Source organism: Priestia sp. 10L35 (genome assembly GCF_056395685.1).
This window is the reverse complement of sequence record NZ_JBFTKA010000003.1, coordinates 230,958-255,598: the sequence shown is the minus strand read 5'-3', so window position 1 is coordinate 255,598 and position 24,641 is coordinate 230,958. Positions and strand designations below refer to the sequence as shown.

Annotated in this window: 21 protein-coding genes and 1 pseudogene; 19 read left to right on the top strand and 3 right to left on the bottom strand. The window is 37.9% G+C overall.

Going from position 1 to position 24,641, the window contains the following annotated elements:
* Positions 1-166 precede the first annotated feature (166 nt).
* The 6 genes and pseudogenes from AC1DEF_RS12290 (at position 167) to AC1DEF_RS12265 (ending at position 6,806) form a co-directional block, all read left to right on the top strand.
* The gene (locus tag AC1DEF_RS12290; RefSeq protein ID WP_176521348.1) at positions 167-1,705 is read left to right on the top strand and encodes an AbgT family transporter; all 1,539 of its coding nucleotides are present in this window, start codon (positions 167-169) and stop codon (positions 1,703-1,705) included.
* A gap of 266 nt (positions 1,706-1,971) precedes the next feature.
* On the top strand, positions 1,972-3,198 hold the full coding sequence (locus AC1DEF_RS12285; protein ID WP_013057612.1) for an ammonium transporter: 1,227 nt from the start codon (positions 1,972-1,974) through the stop codon (positions 3,196-3,198).
* Between the two features lie 14 nt (positions 3,199-3,212).
* Positions 3,213-3,575 (top strand): P-II family nitrogen regulator, encoded by a 363-nt coding sequence (locus tag AC1DEF_RS12280; protein WP_013057611.1) that lies wholly within the window; start codon positions 3,213-3,215, stop codon positions 3,573-3,575.
* A gap of 421 nt (positions 3,576-3,996) precedes the next feature.
* Positions 3,997-4,275 (top strand): annotated as a pseudogene (locus AC1DEF_RS12275) (ATP-binding cassette domain-containing protein); the annotation flags it as partial.
* Between the two features lie 396 nt (positions 4,276-4,671).
* Positions 4,672-5,484 carry a hypothetical protein gene (locus AC1DEF_RS12270; protein ID WP_477727403.1) on the top strand — a complete coding sequence of 271 codons (813 nt, stop codon included), beginning with the start codon at positions 4,672-4,674 and terminating at the stop codon, positions 5,482-5,484.
* Positions 5,485-5,708: 224 nt separating this feature from the next.
* Entirely contained in the window at positions 5,709-6,806 is a 1,098-nt protein-coding gene (locus AC1DEF_RS12265) for an acyltransferase (RefSeq protein ID WP_097825164.1), read from the top strand.
* Positions 6,807-6,835: 29 nt separating this feature from the next.
* Here AC1DEF_RS12265 and AC1DEF_RS12260 read toward each other — a convergent pair whose 3' ends face one another.
* Positions 6,836-7,123: a hypothetical protein gene (locus AC1DEF_RS12260; protein ID WP_097825163.1), complete on the bottom strand. Its 288-nt coding sequence runs from the start codon at positions 7,121-7,123 to the stop codon at positions 6,836-6,838.
* A 221-nt stretch (positions 7,124-7,344) separates the two neighbouring features.
* Between AC1DEF_RS12260 and AC1DEF_RS12255 the strand changes: the two genes are divergently transcribed.
* From AC1DEF_RS12255 to AC1DEF_RS12245, 3 genes are all read left to right on the top strand, one after another.
* Positions 7,345-7,833 (top strand): GyrI-like domain-containing protein, encoded by a 489-nt coding sequence (locus AC1DEF_RS12255; protein WP_013083710.1) that lies wholly within the window; start codon positions 7,345-7,347, stop codon positions 7,831-7,833.
* 91 nt (positions 7,834-7,924) lie between these two features.
* On the top strand, positions 7,925-8,215 hold the full coding sequence (locus tag AC1DEF_RS12250; protein ID WP_028412860.1) for a hypothetical protein: 291 nt from the start codon (positions 7,925-7,927) through the stop codon (positions 8,213-8,215).
* A 324-nt stretch (positions 8,216-8,539) separates the two neighbouring features.
* The gene (locus tag AC1DEF_RS12245; protein WP_016764637.1) at positions 8,540-8,998 is read left to right on the top strand and encodes a hypothetical protein; all 459 of its coding nucleotides are present in this window, start codon (positions 8,540-8,542) and stop codon (positions 8,996-8,998) included.
* Between the two features lie 41 nt (positions 8,999-9,039).
* Here the strand turns inward: AC1DEF_RS12245 and AC1DEF_RS12240 are convergent, their stop codons facing one another.
* Complete coding sequence (locus AC1DEF_RS12240; RefSeq protein WP_097825162.1) at positions 9,040-10,260, bottom strand: DUF418 domain-containing protein; 1,221 nt, start codon at positions 10,258-10,260, stop codon at positions 9,040-9,042.
* Positions 10,261-10,425: 165 nt separating this feature from the next.
* On the opposite strand from AC1DEF_RS12240, the gene AC1DEF_RS12235 reads away from it, so the two are divergent.
* From AC1DEF_RS12235 to odhB, 6 genes are all read left to right on the top strand, one after another.
* Positions 10,426-11,322, top strand: a complete 897-nt coding sequence (locus tag AC1DEF_RS12235) for an NAD-dependent epimerase/dehydratase family protein (RefSeq protein WP_097825161.1) — start codon at positions 10,426-10,428, stop codon at positions 11,320-11,322.
* A 122-nt stretch (positions 11,323-11,444) separates the two neighbouring features.
* Positions 11,445-11,891 carry an OsmC family protein gene (locus AC1DEF_RS12230; RefSeq protein WP_097825160.1) on the top strand — a complete coding sequence of 149 codons (447 nt, stop codon included), beginning with the start codon at positions 11,445-11,447 and terminating at the stop codon, positions 11,889-11,891.
* Between the two features lie 138 nt (positions 11,892-12,029).
* A complete protein-coding gene (locus AC1DEF_RS12225; RefSeq protein ID WP_043981557.1) occupies positions 12,030-13,574 on the top strand; it encodes an MDR family MFS transporter in 1,545 nt (514 codons plus the stop codon).
* A 66-nt stretch (positions 13,575-13,640) separates the two neighbouring features.
* A complete protein-coding gene (locus AC1DEF_RS12220) occupies positions 13,641-14,228 on the top strand; it encodes a PadR family transcriptional regulator (protein ID WP_013057595.1) in 588 nt (195 codons plus the stop codon).
* Positions 14,229-14,591: 363 nt separating this feature from the next.
* Complete coding sequence (sucA, locus tag AC1DEF_RS12215; RefSeq protein ID WP_043981558.1) at positions 14,592-17,453, top strand: 2-oxoglutarate dehydrogenase E1 component; 2,862 nt, start codon at positions 14,592-14,594, stop codon at positions 17,451-17,453.
* A gap of 16 nt (positions 17,454-17,469) precedes the next feature.
* Positions 17,470-18,765, top strand: coding sequence for a 2-oxoglutarate dehydrogenase complex dihydrolipoyllysine-residue succinyltransferase (gene odhB / locus AC1DEF_RS12210; RefSeq protein WP_014459542.1), 1,296 nt, complete (start codon positions 17,470-17,472; stop codon positions 18,763-18,765).
* 41 nt (positions 18,766-18,806) lie between these two features.
* Here the strand turns inward: odhB and AC1DEF_RS12205 are convergent, their stop codons facing one another.
* Positions 18,807-19,415, bottom strand: a complete 609-nt coding sequence (locus tag AC1DEF_RS12205) for a TetR/AcrR family transcriptional regulator (RefSeq protein WP_097825159.1) — start codon at positions 19,413-19,415, stop codon at positions 18,807-18,809.
* A gap of 197 nt (positions 19,416-19,612) precedes the next feature.
* Between AC1DEF_RS12205 and AC1DEF_RS12200 the strand changes: the two genes are divergently transcribed.
* From AC1DEF_RS12200 to AC1DEF_RS12185, 4 genes are all read left to right on the top strand, one after another.
* Positions 19,613-20,788 (top strand): YhgE/Pip domain-containing protein, encoded by a 1,176-nt coding sequence (locus AC1DEF_RS12200; RefSeq protein ID WP_097825158.1) that lies wholly within the window; start codon positions 19,613-19,615, stop codon positions 20,786-20,788.
* Positions 20,789-20,823: 35 nt separating this feature from the next.
* A complete protein-coding gene (locus AC1DEF_RS12195; RefSeq protein ID WP_255255809.1) occupies positions 20,824-22,338 on the top strand; it encodes an FAD-dependent monooxygenase in 1,515 nt (504 codons plus the stop codon).
* A gap of 131 nt (positions 22,339-22,469) precedes the next feature.
* Positions 22,470-23,162 carry a response regulator transcription factor gene (locus tag AC1DEF_RS12190; protein ID WP_043981650.1) on the top strand — a complete coding sequence of 231 codons (693 nt, stop codon included), beginning with the start codon at positions 22,470-22,472 and terminating at the stop codon, positions 23,160-23,162.
* Complete coding sequence (locus tag AC1DEF_RS12185; RefSeq protein ID WP_097825156.1) at positions 23,159-24,628, top strand: sensor histidine kinase; 1,470 nt, start codon at positions 23,159-23,161, stop codon at positions 24,626-24,628. The genes AC1DEF_RS12190 and AC1DEF_RS12185 overlap by 4 nt, the downstream gene beginning before the upstream one ends.
* The last annotated feature ends 13 nt before the right edge of the window (positions 24,629-24,641 follow it).

Below are 24,641 nucleotides of genomic sequence, written 5' to 3'. Positions count from 1 at the left end.
CTGTCTTTCTATTTATCTAAATGCTATTAGTTTTAATAGATAAATAAAGATTCCTCAAAAATAATACTTGAATAATATAAATATTCAGATTATTATGTACTAATAGTCTTTTTGGTAATTAAAAGGAAAAATCTAAAAAGAATCTAAACGAAAAAGGAGCGAAAGTATGGCACAACCTAATTTGCAGACAGAGCAAAAATCACACCCAACAACCTTTCTAGACAAACTATTAGGAAGAGTAGAAGCAATCGGAAATAAACTACCTGATCCTTTTATTTTGTTTGTATGTCTAGCGCTTATTATCGTAGTAGCATCTGTTGCTATTAGTAGTATGGGAGTAACGGTGGTCCATCCCGGTACTAATAAGACTCTTCCAATTAAAAGTTTGTTGTCGCACGAAGGCATTCAGTATATCTTAACATCGATGCTGACCAATTTCACTGAATTTAAGCCCCTAGGACTTGTACTTGCTATGATGCTTGGGGTCGGACTTGCAGAAAAAGTAGGTCTGCTTGAAGTGGCCATAAAGAAAACGATTTTAAATGCTCCAAAAGCTCTTATTACATACGCCATCATTTTTACAGGAATTATGGCCAACTTAGCCGCAGATGCTGCTTTTGTCATCGTGCCTCCGCTTGCCGCAATGATTTTTTATACAGTAGGAAGGCACCCGCTTGCTGGATTAGCAGCAGGATTTGCTGGGGTGGGATCAGGCTTTACAGCGAATCTTATTATATCCGGAACCGACGGATTGTTATCAGGCATTTCTACTGAAGCTGCTAAAACAATTGACCCAAGCGCTGCTGTCAGTCCTGCAGCAAACTGGTATTTCATGGCGGCTTCTGTATTTGTTTTGACCGTTATAGGGGCGATCGTCACCGAAAAGATTGTAGAACCTAGGCTGGGCAATTATAAAGGAAAAAAACGCAATGATTTTGGTGAAATTAGTGAGGTAGAAGCAAAAGGGTTAAAAAACAGTATCGTTGCTACATGTATTTATGTCGCTGTACTAGCTGTTTTCTTATTTTGGCCCAACTCTCCTCTACGAAATGAAGACGGTGGAATTGTTCCATCTCCTTTTTTAGATGGTATCATTCCGATCACGCTGCTGTTTTTTGTGGTAGTTGGCTCTGTTTACGGAATAACAGTAGAAAAAATCAAAAATTCTAGAGATGTACCTGCTTATATGACTGAGTCGATGAAAGATATGGCTAGCTATATTGTCCTTATTTTTGCAGCTGCTCAATTTATCGCTTACTTTAATTGGACTAATATTGGAACGTGGATTGCAGTAGAAGGAGCGGATGCATTAAAAGCACTAAATCTAACTGGACTTCCAGTTGTGGTTGGTTTTGTATTTTTAACTGTTGTTCTAAGCCTTCTTATTTTTAGCGGCTCCGCTCAATGGGCACTAGAAGCACCTATTTTTATTCCATTGTTCATGCTGTTAGGCTACAACCCTGGATTTATTCAAGCGGCATACCGAATAGCGGATTCTTCCACGAATGTAATCACTCCTTTAAATCCATATATGATTGTTATTTTAGCCTTTATGAAAGAATACGAGCCTAAGGCAGGACTTGGCACAATTATTTCACTTATGCTTCCTTATACTCTAGCTTTTTTAGGGATTTGGATTGTTATGTTGATTATTTTTGCTGTATTCGGTATTCCTCTGGGGCCTGGTGTATATATGTATTTGTAAAGAAAAATCCTCTTCTACTTCAAGAAGAGGATTTTTTTATGTCAGAAACTCTAACACAAATAAAAAATAGTTCAGCTTATGTGTACGTGGAAGAATACATAAGAAAAAGAAAACAGTATAAAAAACAAAAGTTTTCTGAATAAATTTGCAAAAAGTAGTTGCTAAATACATATAAATCAAATATGATAGTAAACATAACAAAAGATGTTATATAATCTAACATTAAATTTAGGGGTTATTTATTCGTACTTAAGGGGGAAATCATCATGCAAATGGGCGATTCAGTATTTATGTTTTTTTCAGCATTATTGGTTTGGATTATGACACCAGCTATTGCATTGTTTTACGGGGGCATGGTTCGAAGTAAAAACATGTTAAGTACCGCGATGTATAGCGTAGGTTCCTTAGCTGTTATATCCGTTCTTTGGATAGTAGCAGGCTATTCGTTAGCTTTTTCGACCGGTGGCAATGCTTTTATTGGTAACTTGGACTGGGTGGGATTAAAAGGAGTCGGGTTCACTCCAAACGGGGACTACAGTGCTACGATCCCGCATAATATGTTTATGATGTTTCAGCTGACATTTGCTGTACTAACAGTAGCTATTATCTCTGGGGCTTTTGCAGAGCGCATGAAGTTTTCAGCATTTATCTTATTTGCTATCCTATGGTCATTATTTGTATATGCACCAGTTGCACACTGGGTTTGGGGAGTTGGCGGATGGCTTCGTGAACTAGGAGCTATTGACTTTGCCGGAGGAAACGTCGTTCACATTTCGTCAGGTGTAGCAGGATTAATTCTAGCTCTTGTTGTTGGAAAACGAAAAAATGCCGATGCCGCAGCACCTCACAATTTACCGTTAACTCTTTTAGGCGGAATGCTGATTTGGTTCGGGTGGTTTGGTTTTAACGTTGGAAGTTCTTTAACTATTAACAGCGTTGCAATGACGGCTTTTATTAACACGAATACAGCGGCAGCAACAGGAATTATCGGCTGGCTTGTAGTAGAGTGGATTATCAATAAAAAACCTACGCTGCTTGGAGCCGTTTCGGGAGCGATTGCTGGACTTGTAGCTATTACACCAGCTTGTGGATTCGTTACACCGTTTGCCTCTATTGTAATTGGTTTTATCGGCGGTGCAGTTTGTTTCTGGGGTATCTTCTCACTTAAAAAGAAAATCGGTTACGACGATGCGTTAGATGCATTTGGTCTTCACGGTATTGGGGGAACATGGGGAGGTATTGCAACAGGTTTATTTGCCACAACTTCTGTAAATGACGCCGGTGCGAATGGTTTATTCTACGGAGATCCAAGTCTACTTTGGAAACAGCTGGTTGCTATCGTAGCAACATACCTATTTGTCGGTATTGCTACCTTCATTATCGTTAAAGTGGTTGGATTAATCGTATCTCTGCGTGCGACACAAGAAGAAGAAACACTTGGGCTTGATATTACGCTGCACGGTGAAAGAGCGTATCACGAATCGAATATGTAAAAGGGGTGGGCACAGTGAGTGATGTTTTAACGAAAATTGAAATTATTACACGCCCTTCAAAGTTTGAAGAGCTTAAGCAAGAACTGGCGAAAATCGGCGTTAGCGGTATTACAGTTACGGATGCACTGGGGTGCGGGTTGCAAAAAGGTATTACAGAGCTTTATAGAGGCGTTAAAAAACAAGACAACATGCACGCACGAATTAAAGTAGAAATTGTGGTGTGCGAAGTTCCGGTATCTGACGTTGTTGATAAAGCAAGAAAAGTACTAAATACAGGTCAGCCTGGAGATGGGAAAATATTTATCTATGAATTAAAAAATGCGATTAAGATCCGAACAGGGGAAGAGGGATCACAGGCATTACGAAATAATAGTTAAAGTCGGGGAGAAGTAGAAAACAAAGGGTCACATAAAAGAGGCTTGGACAAAAGTATGTTAGCCAAAGTGAAAAACGAACTGTTAGTCAACATGTTTGATTAACGGTTCGTTTTCTTTGTTATGTTAAACATACATCTGTTTCGTTCCTTCTAGCAGCTGATTGGAAAGAAAGGCGAAGACTCCTGTAGGAAAAGCGGAACAGACGAGACCCCACAGGAGCGCAAGCGACGAGGAGGATCAGCGACTGCCCGCGCAAAGCGAAGTCTTGCGCAGAAATCAATGGCGGTGTCACAAGCAGGTCAGCTCACGTATCTCATGTGTTAGCCTTTAGATTGGATTCATTTCGTTATGTCCCAGCCTCTTTTTTAGGTTAAATAGGTGCAAAGCATGTTTTCGTAGGGTGACATGCTTTTTGTTCCATGTACTAGCCATTGGGCGAACGCTTATGATGAACCCTACTATGCTTATGCTAGATGAACCTTCTATGGGGCTTGCTCCTATCATTGTAGAACAAATATTCGAAATCATTATGGAGTTAAATAAAAACGGCATGACGATTTTACTCGTTGAACAAAACGCTTATCAAGCGCTGCAAATCGCGCACCGAGGCTATGTGATTCAAACGGGAGAAATTATTCTGCAAGGGAAAGGATCGGAATTAATTCATAATGAAAAAATAAAAGAAGCTTATTTAGCTTAAAAAAACAAACCGCATCGCGTTTTAACGCTGCGGTTTGTTTTTGTTCATAAGGGATGATTTGGATAAAGCAGGTAAGCATTGCTATTATCTGGTTTAGTTTCTTAATTAAGTAGGGAACGTTTAAAATAAGATTATTGAATAAGTGAGTAATTAGGCAACCCCCTAGATGAAAGAAATGATTCAATTTAAAGCTTTTTTATAAAAAACAAAAAAAGTTGAAACTTTTTTCATTAAAAAACGTTTATAAAGTAATAGAAAAAAATGGGTACGGTTATTTACACTCAAAAAGGAAGTGAGAGCGTGGCGACGCTGAAAACTAATTATTTGACTGACTTATGCTTAATCTATAGAGAAAGTCAATTTTATGTACTGCAAATACCTAGTTTCTACAAAAAAATGGCTAGCAAATACTTTCAGTTTCAGCCTCAAGAAAAAATTATCGCGTATTTACACAGCTCTTTTATAGCAGGCCTAGATAAAAGGGGAATTTGCTTTACAGATAAGGGGATTTACTGGAAAAGCAGAGGGATGAAAAAAGGAAAAATGTTATGGGAAGAGTTCGCTAACATTCAATCCATTACCATTCGAAAAGAAGAAATGATTTGTTTTAATGACGTGGAGAAATTTCAAGTCAATCAAAACGATTACTCTGCTAGAAAGCTAGTATCTCTATTAAAAAAAATCAAGAAATTTATTCGCACTCATTCCCATGAATATATGTGTCAAGACTATATATATCCGTGTGTATCCTCAAAAGAATTAACTTCTATTTGTTCGTCTTTTCAAATTCATCAAACCCCTGATCCAAAAGATGTGTTGTCGGTAGAAGGACAGCTATGTGAAGAAGTTGAAAAAGAGATGCGAAACAGGCTCTACTTACCTGCTAAAGAAAAAATTGTAGCTCATTTAAATACATATCCTCTTCAAAAAACCGAGGGGATTACTGTTTGTTCTAAAGGAATTTATTTCTCAAAATCTTTTAAAACAGTTTACTACCCTTGGCACTTATTTCGCCACGTGAGTATCTCAGTGGAAACCGAGGAATTAAAAATTGCCAAAAAACATTCGTTATCTCTCAACTCAGCTGCCGTGTCAAGCGGGGAAGTAATGCTGTTTCTGAAACAGATTAAACAGCATGTGCAGGCTTTGCATGAAAAAGAAGTCGATATTAAACAAGATAATAAGTTTGCATGGAAAATGTTAATTTAAAAAACAGGTTACGCGTTACGCGTAATCTGTTTTTTTATTTTGTAGTTCTTTAGAATCATTCATTTGGAATATTGAAAGACATCATACAAGTAAACAAGACTAGAATATTGGAAGTTAAGAAATTTTTTCCATGACTATAAGGTTAATTTTACCAAAATCTCTTTCCTGTTTGGATAATTATGCTAAAATAGAGCTCGAGTTTATTTTAAGGAGCTGACAACAAGATGGAACGTAATTATTCAATTGATTTTATTAAGTTTTTTGCTACAGTGTTTGTGGTTTGTATTCATGTTAATCCATCACATGACGATTTCTTTTTAGGGAACCAGGAAAATGTGCTAGATGTCATTGTTGACACATTTGCACGATTCGCGGTTCCTTTTTTCTTTATTGTATCAGGTTATTTGTTTATGAATAAAATCCAAAAGCATCCAAAGCCTTCTGCATACTTAAAAAAATACACGTGGAATATTTCAAAGCTTTATGCATGTTGGTTCATCTTTTATTTATTGTTTGGTGTAGTTCTGCGCTTATTTCAAAACCACGGAACATTAGTAGAACGAAAAGGTGCAGTAGCTGATTATTTAACATCATCCATCACATTCAAAGATATTTTTTATTATGGAAGTGACACAAGCGGATTTCAGCTTTGGTACTTGATTGCATTAATTTGGGCTGTTGTCATCGTTTTCTTATTTCAACGATGGAAAAAGATTGGCTTATTAATGTTTATCAGCACCGTATTATATGTAACTGGGTTATTTGGGCAGTCTTATTCTTTATTTTTTCAACTTTCTTTTCAAACGAGAGATGCCCTGTTCTTTGGTTTGTTCTATACAGTATTAGGAGCTATGTTTGCCCTTTATGGTAAGCAAATTCTGTCAGTATTAAACGCAAGGCCAACGATTTATTTAGCCAGCTTTTTTGTGTTTTCAGCGTTAGAGATCGTCGAGCGTTACTGGTTGGTTAATATCCAGCATAGCAAGCCCGGAGACTACTTTATTTCTACGATTTTTTTATCGGCATCATTGTTTTTATTCGTATTGAGCAGTCCAAGTCTTGGCAAAAACTCATTTTTTTCAAAGGTTGGGAAAAATTCAGTTGGCATTTATGTAGTGCATATATGTATATTAAATGAGACCTATCGATTGCTTCGTTCTATAGATTCTTCTTTCTTTACGAATAGTGTCGTTGCCTACGTACTCATCGTTCCAGCAGTTTTTTGGTGCTCGTACTATTTATATAGAGGAATTCAATGGACAAAGGGAAAATTACATGTAAAGCCGCACAAACATTCATTTACAAAGCTACAGCATAAATAAAAAGAGCTGGCTAACTAAGCCAGCTCTTTTTATGATGCAATAGCGTACAAAAGCTGTCTTTGCAGTTGAGGGGATAAAGAAATATTTTGATACAATTCGTAAATATGATGTTCGTTCCGGTGATAACAAATCCAATCCTCGTATGTTCCTTTTAAGAAGATGCGAAAAAACACGATTCGCTTATTCGTGCCGCCTGTTTTTAATTCAATTTTCAAATCATCTGTTTCTAATGTATACTGTACTGTAGAAGAGGAAAGAGCAAGTTTAGTTGTTTTTTTACTTGTTTTAATGAATTCGGCAAGTTCAATGATCTTCATTTTTTTACCTCACTCTATTGTAAATTAGGGGTATCTTATACGTATGATGTGGACAAAGAAAATAGAATCGTTTTTTTATAGTTTAGAAGAATGATCTTCAGCCCCTTCGTTAAGGGATTTGTATAAAAGGTTGACGTTTTCTTTGAATACAAATAAAATGCATATTAAGAAGTATTTCCCTCATTGTAACTACAGAAAAAGAAGAATTAAGGGGGCTCAATATGTTGACTGACTTAGTTGTAAGTCAAAAAGTAGTCAAGGTAAATGAATTTACTGTTGTAGGAGTGCCTATTCGAACAGATGAACCTGTGGAAGAAACGGGCACAGGTCTTATTCCCGAGCACTGGCAGACTTTTTATAAACAACAGTTAGCTAATAAAATTGCCAATAAAGTAAATGGTAATACATTTGCTCTTTATACAGAATTTGAATATGATCAAAAAATGGATTTTACATTTGCTCTCGGATATGAAGTTTTACCCGGCGGCGAACTGAAAGATGATATGAGAGAGTTCATCATTCCAGAAGGTGAATACATGGTGTTTACAACAGCTGTTGGGCCAGCTAGACAGGTAGTCGTAGAGGCTTGGGCTTATATTCGGGAGTGGGCTAAAAAAAATCATCGTGCCTATAAAATAGATTTTGAATTATATGATGAACGTTGTATTGATCCTGAGTACAGTCAAGTTGATATTTATGTTTCAATTTAATAGCTATTTTTGCTAAGTAGTTAAGATGCAGAGAAACGTTTTTGCTGCGTTCTTACTTTTAACGATAGGAATAAAAAGGGGTTTAGCGAGAGTGATCAGCAACGATTTATTACAAGCTTTAAAAGACGGATATAAACAGAGAATTAAATGGGTACTTATAAGTCAAATAGCACTGTTCATCACCGTAGCAGTCATACTTGTATCAAATTTTGTCACTAAATTTTCGTTTAACCAATTAAGCTTTATTTTTGTTTTGGTTAGTATAAGTTCGCTGTTATCAGGGGTAGAGCACGTATTGTTAAAACGTGAGAAGTGGCAATGGATTTTTGATTTTATTTTAGCTGCTTTTTTTATTGGTTTATCTATTTTTTTACACCGTTAAAGCGCCTGGTTCAGCGCTTTTTTATTTTGAGCAGCTCCGCACGCAATTTTCGGGCCTTTCTAGTATAAACAAAACAAAAATAGGTATTTATGACGAAAATAGTCAGAAAATTTAGTAAAAAAGTCTTGTATCTTGTCTTTATTTCGATTATGATAAGTTTACATCCTTCGTATTCACTTCTTTGGATGTCAGTACCTCTATTTTTACACTACAGAAAAGAGGTGAAGTCATTTCTTCAGTTTTCCTGCTAGCCTGCATACTAACCCTTTTAGCTATTTTATTTAGTAGCAACTACCCTCAAAATTAAAGGAGAGATCCACGCTTATGTCAAAAGCCCCTGTAAAAAACGAAATTGAACTTCAACTATCTGAAACGCACTTTTTTCAACTGCTTGATTTGATTTATTTAGGTAACTGGATGGTCACAGCTTGTTCTGGAGTAGAAGATGAGCATGCACAAGAATATACGGATGTAGAAAAACAAATGTTTTCTCATGCAGAGCCTTTCCTTGAAAAAGGACCTTTTCACACGCTAAACAGTGAGGTTATGTTTACAGAAGAACATGAAGATTCTCTTCAAGATATTATTGGAGAATACGATAACGAAGTGTTTTGGGAAGCGCTAGCCTATCGCATGGCTAAACGAGATGTGATAGAACAAATAGGACCCATTAAAGAAATAAAAAATGAAGTTTTTATGCAAATTTTTCATCGAGAAATGGAGTATATACGAGAGTTTGAGACAAATGGAATTAAACGAATAACCATACCTCCTTTGCAGTAAAGGAGACAAATCGGCTTTCAAATTTGAAGGCCGATTTGCTGTTAAGCTGAAGCTTTTCTATTCCGTCTGAGAGGCGGGAAAGATCGGTATGTAAAGCTCCGCCATAACCATTCACACGGACCGTAATAGAAATAATAAAGCCACCACTTATTAAAAAAAAGCTGGAGTGTATATATAATAAGACAAATAATCGTGCTTTCTGTTAAGGTAAGAGTTCCGTATAAACCAAAGGCTCTAACCATCCACAGGCAAATTAAAGTTTGGCTAAGGTAAGTTGTTAATGCCATTGTTCCACTATACTTAAAAAGACCCAGCATCGAAGCGTAAGGAGAAAATTGCAGGAATGACAGTAAGGTGGTAAGATAAAAAAAACATAGAAAAATGCCGCTCAAACTTGTAAAAAGGTGAATGGCCGCCTGCTGATAGAGTCCATATTTTAAAATTTCTAGTTTTAAGATAGCGAGAATGATAGTTAAAGTAAAACCTGCCGCACCTGTTATTAACTGAATTTTCTTAAAAAAAGAACGATTTTGTTCGATACTATGTACTAATTCTTTTTTAGCAGTATATAAGCCAAATAAAAACATAGAAAATACGGGAAAGATAGAAAACGGTAGATTTAATAGCATAGGTACCACTTCAACATTCAAACGATAAAACAGCCAAGATAAATAGTCTGCTTGCCTGTAGGTGGATAAATATTGGACTAAGGCATGTTCATGTAAAATCTTATACTCCAACTGAGCCTCCTGCAAGACGTGGGCTGGAATAAAAAACTGCATGCAAGCCAAAAGATAAAAAAAGCATAGCAGGCCTATTGCCCACAGCAAAATCGTCTTGGTTTTTTGATTATAAAAAAACAACAATAAAAAACCGCCAATAGCATACACATGCAAAATGTCTCCATACCAGAAAAAGACAAGATGAAAAAGCCCGATTAATAGCAAAGAAGCCATTCTTCTTGACCATAAAGCAGCGGCAAAGTAATGCTTTTCTTCAGCTCTACGCAAAAAGATTCCGCATCCAAGTCCAAATAAAAAAGAAAAAATCGTAAAAAACTTTCCTTGAACAAACAGCAGCAGGAATAAATCAATATAAGCATCGATTCCTTTATATTCATAAGGAATATCGTACATTTGAAAAATAAATATCGGATAAGCAAAAGCAGGGATATTTACTAAGAAAATGCCTAGCAAAGCAATACCCCGAATAATATCAAGAACAACAAGGCGTTCGTTAAGGGGAAGTGGAGAAGGATTCATCACTGTCGCTCCTTTTTGTTAGATATGTACATCTTAACACGACAGTGGCAAAAAAATAGGTGGGAATATAAAAAAATAAGCGGAAAGATTCATAGCTTTATGAACAAAAAAGTTGGATAATAATGGTATGGTTATCCATATCAAATACGAAAGGTGGAGAAAAAGATGAAAACAGCACTTGTGTTAGGTGGAACTCGTTTATTCGGAAAAAATTTAGTCCAGACATTGCTCTCTAAAGGAGTTAAGGTTACGTTAGCAACGCGAGGTAAAACCCCAGATGATTTCGGCGACCGAGTTGAACGGATTTTTCTTGATCGTGTAGAAAAAGATTCTGTAATCGAAACAACACGAGGAAGAAAATGGGATGTTATCTTCGATCAAATATGCTATTCTTCACACGGCGCAGCTGTGGCTGTTGAAGCTTTTCGTCATAGTACGAGTCATTATGTACTCACCTCGACTCTTTCAGTATACGGTTCTTTAGAAAAAACGTGTTATGAAGAAGATTTTGATCCATACAAGTATCCTATTTCATATACACGCCGTGAAAATATTTCCTACCAAGAAGGAAAACGCCAAGCTGAAGCGGTATTTTTTCAAAAAGCACCGTTTTCGGTAACGGCTGTCCGTTTTCCAATTGTAATGGGAAAAGATGATTATACGGATCGCTTACGTTTTCACGTAGAAAAAATTATGCATGAAGAAGAAATTGGTGTACCGGCTATTGAAGCAGAAATGAACTTTATTTCACAGGAAGAAGCCGGTGAATTTTTAGTCTGGTGTGCAGAACAGAAGCTAAAAGGGCCGATTAACGCTTGTTCAAATGGTACTATTTCACTCAAAAATTTATTTTCATATATTGAACAAGCAGCGAATAAAACAGCAAAAACAACCTCTCGTTTAACAGATGAAAATAGTTCTCCTTACGGAGTAGATCATTCTTGGACGATGAGTAATGAAAAGGCTAGCTTTTGGGGATATTCATTTACAAACCTGCAGGACTGGCTGCCTTCATTAATCAAAGCTTTCGTTGAAAGCGAAAAGAAAGTACCTTTAAGTTAAGAAAAAACAAAGACTGCACCGTTTAGCAGTCTTTTTGCTGTGACAAGCAGAACATTTTTATTTTATACATAAAAAGGGTACGCTAGGTACACATCATTATATAGAAGGAAGAAGGATAAACTATGGCAAAACATCACTTTCATTTGCAAGCAAATTGGCCAGGAGGCCGAAATGAAGTAGGTACAATTGAATCAGGACAATTAAAAACAAAAATTTCCATTCCACCAGAAATGGACGGGCCAGGAGTGGGAACAAATCCAGATGAAATGCTGCTAGGGGCAGCAGCCACGTGCTACATCATCACGCTTGCAGCGATGTTCGAAAGAAGCGGAATCCGTCAGGAGGCTTTAACGATGGAATCAGAAGCTATTGTGGACGTGACGAATGGTGTATTCACATACGAAAAAATTATTCATAAACCTCATGTTATCATCACATCTGAATTTGCGGCTCAAGAAGAAAAAATCAATCGACTTATAAAAAAAGCAGAAACATCCTGTATGATTTCAAGAGCCATTCAAGGAAATGTTGAGATTGAATTAGAGCCTCAGCTCACAGTAAAAGCGTAATGGACCCATTACGCTTTTCTTATGTTTATTTCTAAAAAAAGCACATTTAAGATTGTAAAATACTCAAATTTGAATATAATAATTTAAGTAGCTATCATTTCTGTTCATCAAAAAGATGACGCGAAAGGAGGAACTGAAATGGTTTCATCAGAAAAAAATATTCGTTTTATCGTAGCAGGATTGCTGCTCGGTATTTTTATGTCAGCCATGGATAATACCATCGTAGCGACGGCTATGGGGAAAATCATTTCTGATCTAGGTGGGTTAGATAAGTTTGTTTGGGTTACGTCCGCCTATATGGTTGCCGTGATGGCAGGTATGCCGATATTTGGTAAACTGTCTGATATGTACGGCCGTAAACGGTTTTTTATTTTTGGATTGACGGTATTTTTACTTGGATCTGCATTGTGTGGCCTAGCGCAAAGCATTGTGCAGCTAAGTATTTACCGAGCGATTCAAGGAATTGGAGGAGGAGCGCTTCTTCCGATTGCTTTTACTATTGTATTTGATATTTTCCCTCCTGAAAAACGCGGGAAAATGACGGGATTATTAGGTGCCGTTTTTGGCTCAGCAAGCGTATTTGGTCCGCTTCTTGGTGCATACATTACGGAATACATCAGCTGGCACTGGGTGTTTTATGTGAACGTGCCGATTGGACTTTTATCGTTATTTTTTATTGTGCGCTTTTATAAAGAATCAAAAAGTCATAAAAAACAAAAAATTGATTGGGCTGGTGCAGCCACTCTTGTAATTTCAGTAGTTAGTTTAATGTTTGCTCTTGAACTTGGAGGGAAAGAGTACGATTGGTCTTCTCCGCAAATTTTATCTCTTTTTGCTATCTTTGCTGTGGCGCTATCACTCTTCTTTTTTGTGGAAAAACGCGCGCAAGAGCCGATTATTTCATTTTGGATGTTCAAGCGCCGTTTATTTGCAACATCACAAATTCTCGCTTTCTTATACGGAGCAACGTTTATTATTTTAACGGTATTTATTCCTATTTTCGTTCAAGCTGTTTATGGAGGTTCTGCTACAAATGCAGGTTTAATTTTAACTCCTATGATGTTAGGCTCGGTAGCAGGAAGTGCTATCGGCGGGATTTTTCTCACAAAAACAAGCTTTCGAAACTTAATGATTATGTCCGTTTTTTCATTTGCAGTAGGAATGTTTTTATTAGGAACAATGGAACCTGATACACCTCGTTGGATGCTAACGGTATTCATGATTTTGACTGGGTTTGGCGTAGGATTTAGCTTTTCTCTTTTACCAACTTCTTCAACGCATAAGCTGGATCCACAGTTTAGAGGTTCTGCCAACTCAACGAACTCATTTGCACGTTCTTTAGGAATGACGCTGGGAGTTACGATTTTTGGAACGATTCAAAGCAATACATTTACAAATGAGCTGCAGCGCAATTTTCAAGGTATGGGAAATGGATCACAAGGAGCATTTTCTCAAATAGGAGATCCGAGTGCAGTTTTTCAATCAAGTGCAAGAAACAGCATTCCGCCTCAAATATTAGATAAGATTGTTGATGCTATGTCTACATCGATCACGTATGCATTTATGCTTGCTCTTATTCCAATTGCAGTAGCTATCATTACTGTCTTTTTAATGGGAAATGAACGAGTAGAAGTTCCCCCTAAAAAGCGGGTAGAAGCTAAGGAACCTGCAGCTCAAAAATAGAAAAAGCACGAAGATGTTCGTGCTTTTTCTACTAAATAAGATGCATGTCAAGAGGTGAAAGGTGTTATGAGTGTTAAATTAGTCATATTGGGTTTATTAATGGAAGGAAACAAGCACCCTTATGAAATTCAGCAAACCATTAATGAAAGACAAATGAAGCACTATATTAAACTGGCAAGCGGCTCTTTATATTATGCTTTTGATACGCTTGAAAAAAATCAGCTAGTGAAAGTAGTCGATGTGATTCGAGAGACGAACAGACCTGAAAAGACCGTTTATTCTATTACGGATGCAGGAAGAGAAGAATTTGAGCGCCTTTATTTTGAACAGCTATTAAAAAAAGAGCATATGCATAGACCAGTTTATGCTGCGCTTTCATTTACTTCTTACGTCGATCAAGAAAAAGTGGCTTCTGCTTTAGAAAAAAAGATTGAGGAAACGGCAGCTTATTTAGAAAAAATGCAAAATTTGTACCAAGTTAAAAAGGTGGATCATTCCATTGCAAATCTGTCGATCATTATGCGCACGATTATGCATTTGAAAGTAGAACTAACTTGGTTCACTCATTTACTCGAAGCGGCGAAAAGCAACAAGCTTACAGAAGTAGATGATGGTTATTTTGAAGACGTTGAAAAAATCGTAGATGAGTTTTAAAAAAGAAGCAAAACGCTGCTTCTTTTTTTTAATAGTCATAAAACATATTTCAAGCAATTTAATTTTGCCAAAAGCTAGGTCAATAACAATTAATTAACACCTGATTCGACCTTTAATCAGCTTTACTTATAAAACGCTTTCAAAAAGTAGTAAGACTATTAAAAAAGTAAAAAAAATTAAAGAAATATAGCGATTTCATTTTGATTGACGAGTAAAAGAGTGGTAAAATATAAGCAGATATCAGATACACACGCAGTGAGGTTTATCACTCGTTGTAAAGATGTCAGACGATAAGGTAATCGACATTCAAAATGGAAAGATTGTTGAGTACGACAATTATTATAACTCGTTGGGGGTTTTATCATGGGTAACGAAACGTCGAATAGAGGGGAGCCTTGGCAAGGATTTTTGGGTCCGAACTATGGCTATGTATTAGAACAGTATGAGTTATATGAAGAGCAGTCAGATCTAGTAGATCCAGAGTTAAAAGAATTATTTGATTATTGGGGTGCTCCTCCATTAAACGAAAGCGAGCAGGTTCAGCAAGCTGAATACGCACAGGCTGCACCTTCAGCTAACACATCTAAAATTGCATCGGCTATTAAGCTAGCGGAAAACATCCGTGCTTATGGTCATCTATACGCATCAATTAAACCTCTTGAAAGCGAGAAGAAAGATCCTGTCTTGCTTCACTTGGAAGATTACAATTTAACGCAAGAAGATTTGAAATCAATTCCGGTTGATATTTTATGTACGAATGCGCCATCACACGTCAAAAATGGTTTAGACGCAATTAACTATTTAACAGATGTCTACACAAAAACCATTGCGTTTGAATTCCATCACGTACATAACATGGAAGAGAATAAGTGGCTGACTGATATGGTCGAGTCAGGTGCTATTTTCCAACCTCTTTCAAATGAGAAAAGAACTTCTGTATTAAAGCGTTTAACAGAAGTAGAAGGCTTTGAACAATTTTTGCACCGTACATTTGTCGGACAAAAACGCTTTTCTATTGAAGGCGTAGATATGTTAATTCCACTTGTAGATGAACTGATTGCACGCTCAGTGGAAACAAGCCCAAAAACGGTTAATATCGGGATGGCTCACCGTGGACGCTTAAATGTATTAGCACACGTATTAGGCAAGCCGTATGAAATGATTTTTGCAGAATTCCAGCATGCACCTAACAAGGAATTAGTTCCTTCAGAAGGTTCAATCGGTATCAACTACGGCTGGACGGGAGACGTAAAATATCACCTGGGTGCCGACAAACAAATTAAAGCAGAGAACACAGTTCGAGCTCGTTTGACATTGGCTAGCAACCCTAGTCACTTGGAGTTTGTTAATCCGGTTGTGGAAGGGTTTACAAGAGCAGCTCAAGATGAGCGTGATGTGAATGGATACCCAAAACAAGATGTAAAAAAATCGTTCGCGATTTTAATTCACGGAGATGCTGCGTTCCCTGGTGAAGGTATAGTACAAGAAACGCTGAACTTAAATCAATTGACTGGTTATCAAACAGGTGGAACAATCCACATTATTGCTAACAACATGATTGGATTTACAACAGAAAGCGTCGATTCTCGTTCAACGAAATATGCAAGTGACTTAGCAAAAGGATTTGAAATTCCAATTGTTCACGTAAATGCGGATGATCCGGAAGCCTGTCTAGCTGCTGCTTACTTTGCTTATGAGTATCGCAGACGTTTTAATAAAGATTTCTTGATTGATTTAATTGGATACCGTCGATTTGGCCACAATGAAATGGATGAACCGTCTGTAACGCAGCCGAAGATGTATGAAATTGTGACAAAACGTCCAACGGTTCGTGCTATGTATGCAAAGCAGCTTGAAGAACAAAACGTAATTCAAAGCGGCCAAGCAGATCAAATTAATGAAGAATTACAAGCGAAGTTAAAAGCAGCTTATGAGAAAGTACCGCCAAAAGCTGAAAAGCAACATAGAATTATGGAAATGCCACAAGCAGTCTTCAAAGGAATTTCAGATATTGATACATCGGTTACAAAAGAAGAGCTGTTTGAAGTGAATCAAGAGCTGGTGAAATACCCTGAAGGATTTAACGTATTTCCAAAACTTGATCGCATCTTATCTAAACGTGCCAAAGCGTTTGAAGAAAATGAAAGCGTAGATTGGTCATTGGGTGAGGCATTTGCATTTGCTACGATTTTAAGAGACGGCACGCCAATTCGTATTACAGGCCAGGATTCTGAACGTGGTACGTTTGCACATAGACATCTTGTTCTTCATGATCATAAGACAGGGGATGTTTACTCACCACTACACGCAATGAAGAACGTAAGCGCTTCCTTTGATATTCGTAACAGTCCATTATCAGAAGGATCCGTTCTTGGATTTGAATACGGCTATAATGTATTTGCTCCGGAAACGCTTGTTCTTTGGGAAGCACAGTTCGGTGATTTTGCCAATGCAGGTCAAGTTATTATTGACCAGTTTATTGCAGCAGGCCGTGCTAAGTGGGGACAAAAATCTGGAATGGTCTTATTGCTGCCACACGGCCATGAAGGTCAAGGACCGGAACACTCAAGCGCTCGTCTAGAACGTTATTTACAGCTAGCTGGTGAAAACAACTGGACAATCGCAAACGTAACAAGCGCTGCACAATACTTCCACTTACTTCGACGACAAGCTGCCATTTTACAGCGCGAAGAAGTAAGACCGCTAGTAGTTATGACACCAAAAAGTTTGCTTCGTAATGCTTTTAGTGTGTCAAACCTTGAAGAGTTTACAAAAGGCTCTTTCCGCTTAGTAGTAGAACAGCCTGGATTAGGCAAAAAAGAAGATACAGTTGAACGAATCGTTCTGTGCAGCGGAAAAATCAGCAGTGAATTAACGGAACGCCTAAACAAAGCAGAAGATGATAAAGATTGGCTACACGTCCTTCGTCTAGAACAAATTTATCCGTTCCCAAGACGCGTAATTGCTGAAATCTTTGCTCGCTATAAAAATTTAAAAGAGATTGTCTGGTTACAAGAAGAGCCGGAAAACATGGGCGCATGGAACTATGTAGAAGATCGACTGCGTGAAGTAGCACCAGAAGGAGCTACGGTTGACTACATCGGACGCACAAGACGCTCAAGTCCAGCTGAAGGAGATCCAACAGTTCACAGACAAGAACAAGAACGTATTTTACAAGATGCATTAACTAAAAATGAAATTGCTAACGACGTTGTTACACGATAAGGAAGGGGAATGAACCATGGGAGAGATTAAAGTACCGGAATTAGCAGAATCAATTTCTGAAGGAACAGTTGCACAATGGCTAAAACAAGTAGGAGATTTCGTTGAAAAAGGCGATTATATCGTTGAACTTGAAACAGATAAAGTTAACGTTGAAATTACTGCTGAAGACTCTGGTGTACTAACGGAACTTCTTGCTGGCGAAGGCGACACAGTGCAAGTTGGTGAAACAATTGCACGTCTTGAAGCGAAAGAAGGAGCTTCAGCACCAGCAGCACCAAAAGCTGAAGAAAAACCAGCAGAGGAAGCACCAAAGCAAGAAGCGGCTCCAGCTCAGCAAAAAACTGTTGAAGAAGTAGCGCCAGCAGCTGAAGCGCCTCAGCAAGGAAATCAAAAACAATGGCTAATTGCTTCTCCTGCAGCTCGCAAAGCAGCAAGAGAACGCGGGATTAAGCTAGATCAAGTGCCAACTACTGATCCTCTTGGCCGTGTGCGCAAACATGATATTGATTCGTATGCAGACCAAAAATCAAATGAGCAAAAGCAGCAGGCACAAGCAAGTAAGCCAGCTAACCCGGTATCTCCGTCTCCAGCGGCAAGTGAAAATAGCGATAAACCTGTTGAACGCGAACGTATGTCACGTCGTCGTCAAACAATTGCCAAACGTCTCGTTGAAGTTCAGCAAACAGCGGCCATGCTAACAACGTTTAACGAAGTAGACATGACTGCTGTTATGGCTCTTCGCAAACGACGCAAAGACAAATTCTTTGAACAGCACGACGTAAGACTTGGCTTTATGTCATTCTTTACAAAAGCAGTAGTAGCAGCACTTAAAAAGTATCCATTATTAAATGCTGAAATTCAAGGAAACGAGTTATTAATTAAAAAATTCTATGATATCGGTATTGCTGTGTCAGCTCCAGACGGTCTTGTTGTTCCAGTTGTACGTGATGCTGACCGCAAAACATTCGCTGGTATCGAAGGATCTATCGTTGATTTAGCGAAAAAAGCGCGCGACAACAAATTAGCATTAAAAGATTTACAAGGTGGCACGTTCACAATTACAAACGGCGGCGTATTCGGTTCATTAATGTCTACACCAATTTTAAATGGGCCTCAAGTTGGTATTTTAGGAATGCATAAAGTTCAGCTTCGTCCGGTAGCAATTGATGAAGAGCGTATCGAAAATCGTCCGATGATGTACATTGCACTTTCTTACGATCACCGTATCGTTGACGGCAAAGAAGCCGTAAGCTTCCTAGCTACTGTTAAAGAACTATTAGAAGATCCAGAATCTTTATTACTAGAAGGTTAATAAAAAGAACCTGCTATTTTCTTAGAGAATAGCAGGTTCTTTTATGTTCGTTTAATGCCTGCAACATAAGCAGGACCCAAAAAAGTCATGCTAGCGAGTGTCAGGGCCATTTCTCGCGGTGACTGCTTCATACCTTGTTCTAACCAGTGCTGAATAACTCCAAGATGCGCTGACGTTACGTAAGACATTAAATGTTCAAGTGGAACAAGCGGAGGCGTTTTATTATCCATAAGTTCTAATTTTTCGAGCATATTGGTTTTCATAACTTCTTTAATTTTAAGATGAAAGCCAGGATTTCCTTTTGGACCAAGCATAACCTGCATAAAAGGTGCATTTTCTTGAATATATTCAAAAAGTGTAATAATAAACGGCAAAGGCTGTTCTTTTAAATTAGCAGACACAATCTCATTGGGATTTGCTTTTTTGATAAATTCTTTTATCTCTTGAATAACTTCATTTTCGCTTTTTTCAAGCAAATCGTATTTATCTTGGTAGTGTAAATAAAAAGTTCCGCGATTAATATCCGCTTTTTTCGTCAAATCCCTGACCGTTACACCTTCAAACCCTTTCTCTTCCATTAATTCTGTCAAAGCATCTCGGATAAATCTTTTCGTTCGAATAATTCTGCGATCTGTTTTTGAATTCCTCACAGCTTTTAAACACCTACTTTTTTCTTTAATAATGAACAGTTATATGCTTTGTGTTAAGTAATCGACATTCCCGCTATTATTGCATATTGAGAATACAGGTAAATTTATTATAATTTACATAGTGATCACTAATCAACATCATGTACATTATCTTTTCGTTAACGTGTATATCCTTAAAATAAAAAGGAGAGATCTACATGAAATTAGGTAATCAAAAGCTTATATATTTTTCACCAATTATAGTAGTAGCTGTTATTTTTATCTTTATTCTAACCTTAATTCCTTCGGCAAGCTCAGCACCTAAGAATTTGCCAATCGCATTCGTAAATGCTGACGAAGGAATGACAGTTCCAGCAAAGGGTAATGTAAATATAGGAAATCAAATCGAACAAAATACGAAAGGGGCAAGTACCGAACAGTCTTCGGTTAAATGGATCTTTGTCTCAAATACTAAAGAAGTTGAAAAAGGGTTAAATAATCAACAATACTACGGGGCGCTTATCATTCCAAAAGATTTCACAAAAAAACAGTCGACTCTTCAGACGGCTAAGCCTGATGCACCTGCTATTAAATTATTAGTGAATCAAGGAATGAATACAGCTGCTTCAATCCTAGCAAGTCAGGTGCTAAACGGGGCAGTTGATAAGATGAATGAAAATATGCGCTTGCAGCTAGTGAAAAGATTTGAACAAAACGGAACGCAACTAAGTGCAAACCAAGCATTAGCACTCGCTGCACCGATTCAAAAGACAGTGATAAACGTAAACGAAACAGGGACTCATAGTGTCAACGGAAATGCCCCCGTTTCATTATTTCAGCCGCTGTGGATGGCAAGTATAGCCGGTGCTGCAATGGTCTTCCTCAGCCTTCAAAAAATCACGTTTTCTTCTCGTAAAGAGAAAATCGTTAACCAAGTAGGATTCGTAATCATCGGGGTTATACTTGCTTTAGCTGCTGGTTTTGGGCTTGTGTGGCTAGCTGAAGTAGTTGGAATAAGCGTTCCTTCATTTTTGGATACAGCACTATTCTTAGCTATTGCTTACTTCAGTTTTTTCACCTTGATATCAGCCGTACTTTCATGGCTAGGACTAAAGGGACTCCCGATTTTCGTTATTGTTCTATTTTTTGGCGCACCTTTGCTTTCAATGGCCCCAGAAATTATGCCTGATTTTTATAGAGAGTGGATTTATCCATGGCTGCCGATGAGATTTATGGTAGATGGCGTAAGAGAACTATTTTTCTTTGGAGAACATCTGACATGGAATCCTTCTGTATCTGCTCTAGCTCTTATCTCTTTAATAAGTTTGTGTGCTCTGTTTGCTTCTGCTTTACCTGCATCTTCTGTAAAAAAAGAGGAGTCTCGCTCAATATAAAAGATACTGTAACTGAATGAAAAGGAGAGATGATGATGAATCCACAAATCCTAATCGTTGGTGCCGGCCCTACTGGCCTCGTTATGGCCTACAATTTAGCCAGACATAACATTCCTTTTCGAATTATTGATAGAAGCGACGGACCTGGGCAAGCCTCCCGGGCAATGGCTATTTTACCGCGAACACTTGAATTTTATCAGCAGTTCGGTTTTGCAGATGAAGTCATAGACAGCGGGATTAAGATGGAAGATGTATACGTCCGAGTGAAGAATAAAATAAAAGCAAAAGTTCATTTAGGATCTTTAGGAGAAGGATTAAGTCCTTTTCCTTTTGTTCTTACATTTCCACAGGACGACCACGAGCGGTTTCTGCTTGAAAAATTAAAAAATTTTGGGATCGAAGTAGAATGGAAGACGGAGTTACTATCTCTAGCTGAACACGGAGAAGAGGTAAAAACTTTATTAAAAGCACAACAAGAGGAAACCGCTTATTTTAAGTATATTTGTGGATGTGACGGAGCACACAGTACCGTTCGCAAGCAAATGAAGATAGAGTTTAAAGGAGAAAAATATAAACAGCATTTTTATGTGATGGATGTTCACGGCTCTGGTGAAGTGATGAAGGATCAAAAAATCAGTATTTCATTTAGCAATGAAGAATTTTTGATTTGTATGCCCGTTAGAAGTAAAGGAACGTATCGAATGATCGGCATTATTCCTTCAACTTTTGGGGGGCAAAACGATGTAAAAGCTGAAAACATTTACGCTTTTATTCAACGAACATTTGGTGCTCAGGTTGAGGGTATAAATTGGTTCTCGACATATCATATCCATCACAGAGTAGCAAGTCGTTTCCGACAGGGGCGTATTTTTCTAAGTGGAGATGCAGCCCATATTCATAGTCCTGCAGGGGGACAAGGAATGAACACAGGAATTGGAGATGCAGTCAACCTTTCATGGAAATTAGCAGCTGTCCTTCAACACAAAGCGGCACTTTCCATATTAGATACATACGAAGAAGAAAGGTTGCCTTTTGCAGAGCTGCTTGTAAATACAACTGATCGCGCTTTTAAGCGAATGGTGGCACGAGATAAAACGAGTCAATTTTTTAGGAAGCATATCTTTCCGCCTGTACTATCCTTTTTATTTCGTTTCCCTTATCCCCGTCACAAAGCATTTACGATTTTATCTCAAATCCGCATTAAGTATCGAAATAGTGACTTAAGCAGCGGGCAAGGGACAAATGTGCAAAGTGGTGATCGATTACCTTATGTAGAAGGGAATTTTGAATCTTTACAGTCTTTAAACTGGCAAATACATGTCTATGGAACAGCAGCAGAGAAGCTAAAAAAGAGCATGCAAGAAAAAGACTTCTCCTTGCACGAGTTTTCTTGGAACCCTTACTTGAAGAAAGCAGGGCTTCAAAAAGATGCTCTGTACGTTATTAGACCGGACGGATACATTGGTTTTATTAGCAGCGAGCAGCGTATAGATCTGCTTCATCAATATTTGAATACGCATAAAATCCTTCCTTTTACAAATGAATATTAGATCTAAAAAAACGCCATCTTATATGGTGTTTTTATTTTTGTTTACAATTTCGAAACAACTTGGAGATGTTTTTGGGAAAGCTGTTTGATAAGATAGACGAATAGAAATATCAAATGAAAGTACGTGATACATTGAATAAAAAGATTTTAGTAGTTGATGATGAAAAAAGTATTGCTACAGCGGTATCCTATGCTTTCAAGCGCGAAGGATATATTGTAGACACCGCATCTGACGGTGAAGAAGCACTTGAAAAAGTAAAAAGCTTTCAACCTGACGTGATGATATTGGATGTGATGATGCCGAAATTAACCGGTTATGAAGTATGCCGAAAACTTGAGAATCGAAGAGGAATGGGGATTATCTTGTTAACGGTTAAAAATGATATCGTCGATAAAGTTCTAGGCTTAGAGTTAGGCGCAGATGATTATATGACCAAGCCTTTTGACGTAAGAGAACTTGTAGCTAGAGCTAAAGCACTTGTTCGGCGAATGGAAAAAAATGAAGCTCCTGAAGCTGTGGGAGAAATCACGGTGGGAAAAGTGAAGGTGAACTTAATTCAGCGCACGTTACATGTTGCCAATGAGTTAGTTAAGCTTACACCAAAGGAGTTTGATCTTATTGCTTTATTACTTGCCAATTTAGAGAGAGTGTACACACGAGAAGATTTACTAGATCTTGTCTGGGGAATGGATTATGCAGGCGGTACACGTACGGTAGACATTCACATGCAGCGCCTTCGAAAAAAAGTAGGAGAAGCAGAACCTTATTTGCTTCAAACGGTATATGGGGTTGGGTATAAAGCGACAGCAGGGATCAATGAATGAAAATCAGCCTAAAAGCTAAGATGGGACTCGTTCTTGCTTTTTTAATTATTTTAACAGTAACCGTACTGAGCGTACTTGTGTTAAAAGGAATTGAGACAAATCAGCGTGATCAGCTAGAAAGTGAACTTATTCAAAAAAGCAAAGCAGCGGAGCAGACGATTCATCAAAGTTATTTAACCGGTGAACCGTCTCTGAATACAGATTCTTTTCTTCAGCAAAAAGGACAGCGCCTTGCATCTTCGATTGCATCACAAAGCGGAATGCAAACAGTCCTATATAATCAAAAAGGACAGGAAGCAGGAAGCTCTATTCCCATCGGCCAAAAAGATGTGGATGTTTCTGATACGCTTAGCTATGCTTTGAAAGAAAAAATAGCCTATCAAATCTCGGGTTCTTCCCTTATTTACTTCGCACCTGTGTCAATCGATAATCAATTTATTGGAGCCATCCGTTTTGACCATTCCCTAAAAAATAATCAGCAGTTTATAGCTGATATTAGGCACTTATTTCGTATGGGAGGAACGATTGCAGCAGCAGCAGCTTTTTTAATTGGCTACGCTTATTTTTATCGCATTGCTTCGCTCATCGCTACCCTTCAAAAAACTTCACAGCAGATTCGAAAAGGCCATTATTTGACTGATGTGCCGTTTAAACGACGCGATGAACTTGGAGAGCTTAGTCAAGGCTTGTTTTTTATGAGTACGTCGATTGAAAAAAATATCGATCAAATGAATGAAGAAAAAAGAAAGCTTGAATTTGCTATTTCGAAACTGCAGTCTCTTGAACAGCAGCAAAAGCAGTTTATCGGTAACATCAGCCACGAATTTAAGACGCCTTTAACATCGATCAAAGCTTATGTTGACTTACTTGATATGTATCGAGATGATCCTCAGCTTATGGAAGACGGCGTGCAGAATATTCGTAAAGAAACGAATCGCCTTCATGAAATGGTAGATAAAATCTTAAAGCTTTCAGCGCTTGAAAAATATGATTTCGAGCAGCGACCAGAGCAAGTTGAATTAAAGCGGCTTCTAGAAGACATATGCGATCGTATGAAAGGAAAAGCAGCTAAATTTGATTTGACTCTTCATACAAATATCAAAGAAGCAGTTGTTTGGGCTGATCGTGAAAGCTTAATACACATTTTTATCAATTTAATTGACAATGCTATTAAATATAATGAACCAGGCGGAAAAGTGGAAGTAACGTCTTACACTTTAGAGAATTCTATTATTGTGGATGTAGCTAACACCGGAATAGGGATTCCACCCGAAGCAGAAGAGAAATTATTTCAACCATTTTTCACTGTAAATAAAGATCGGTCGCGTTTATCCGGAGGTACAGGCCTTGGCTTAGCATTAGCCAAAGATTTAACTGAAAAACAAAAAGGCGTTATCAAGCTGCACCATTCTGACTCTAAATGGACGATTTTCAAAGTGTCGTTTCCTTTGAAAACAGAGAAATGAGTTAGCTAAAAGG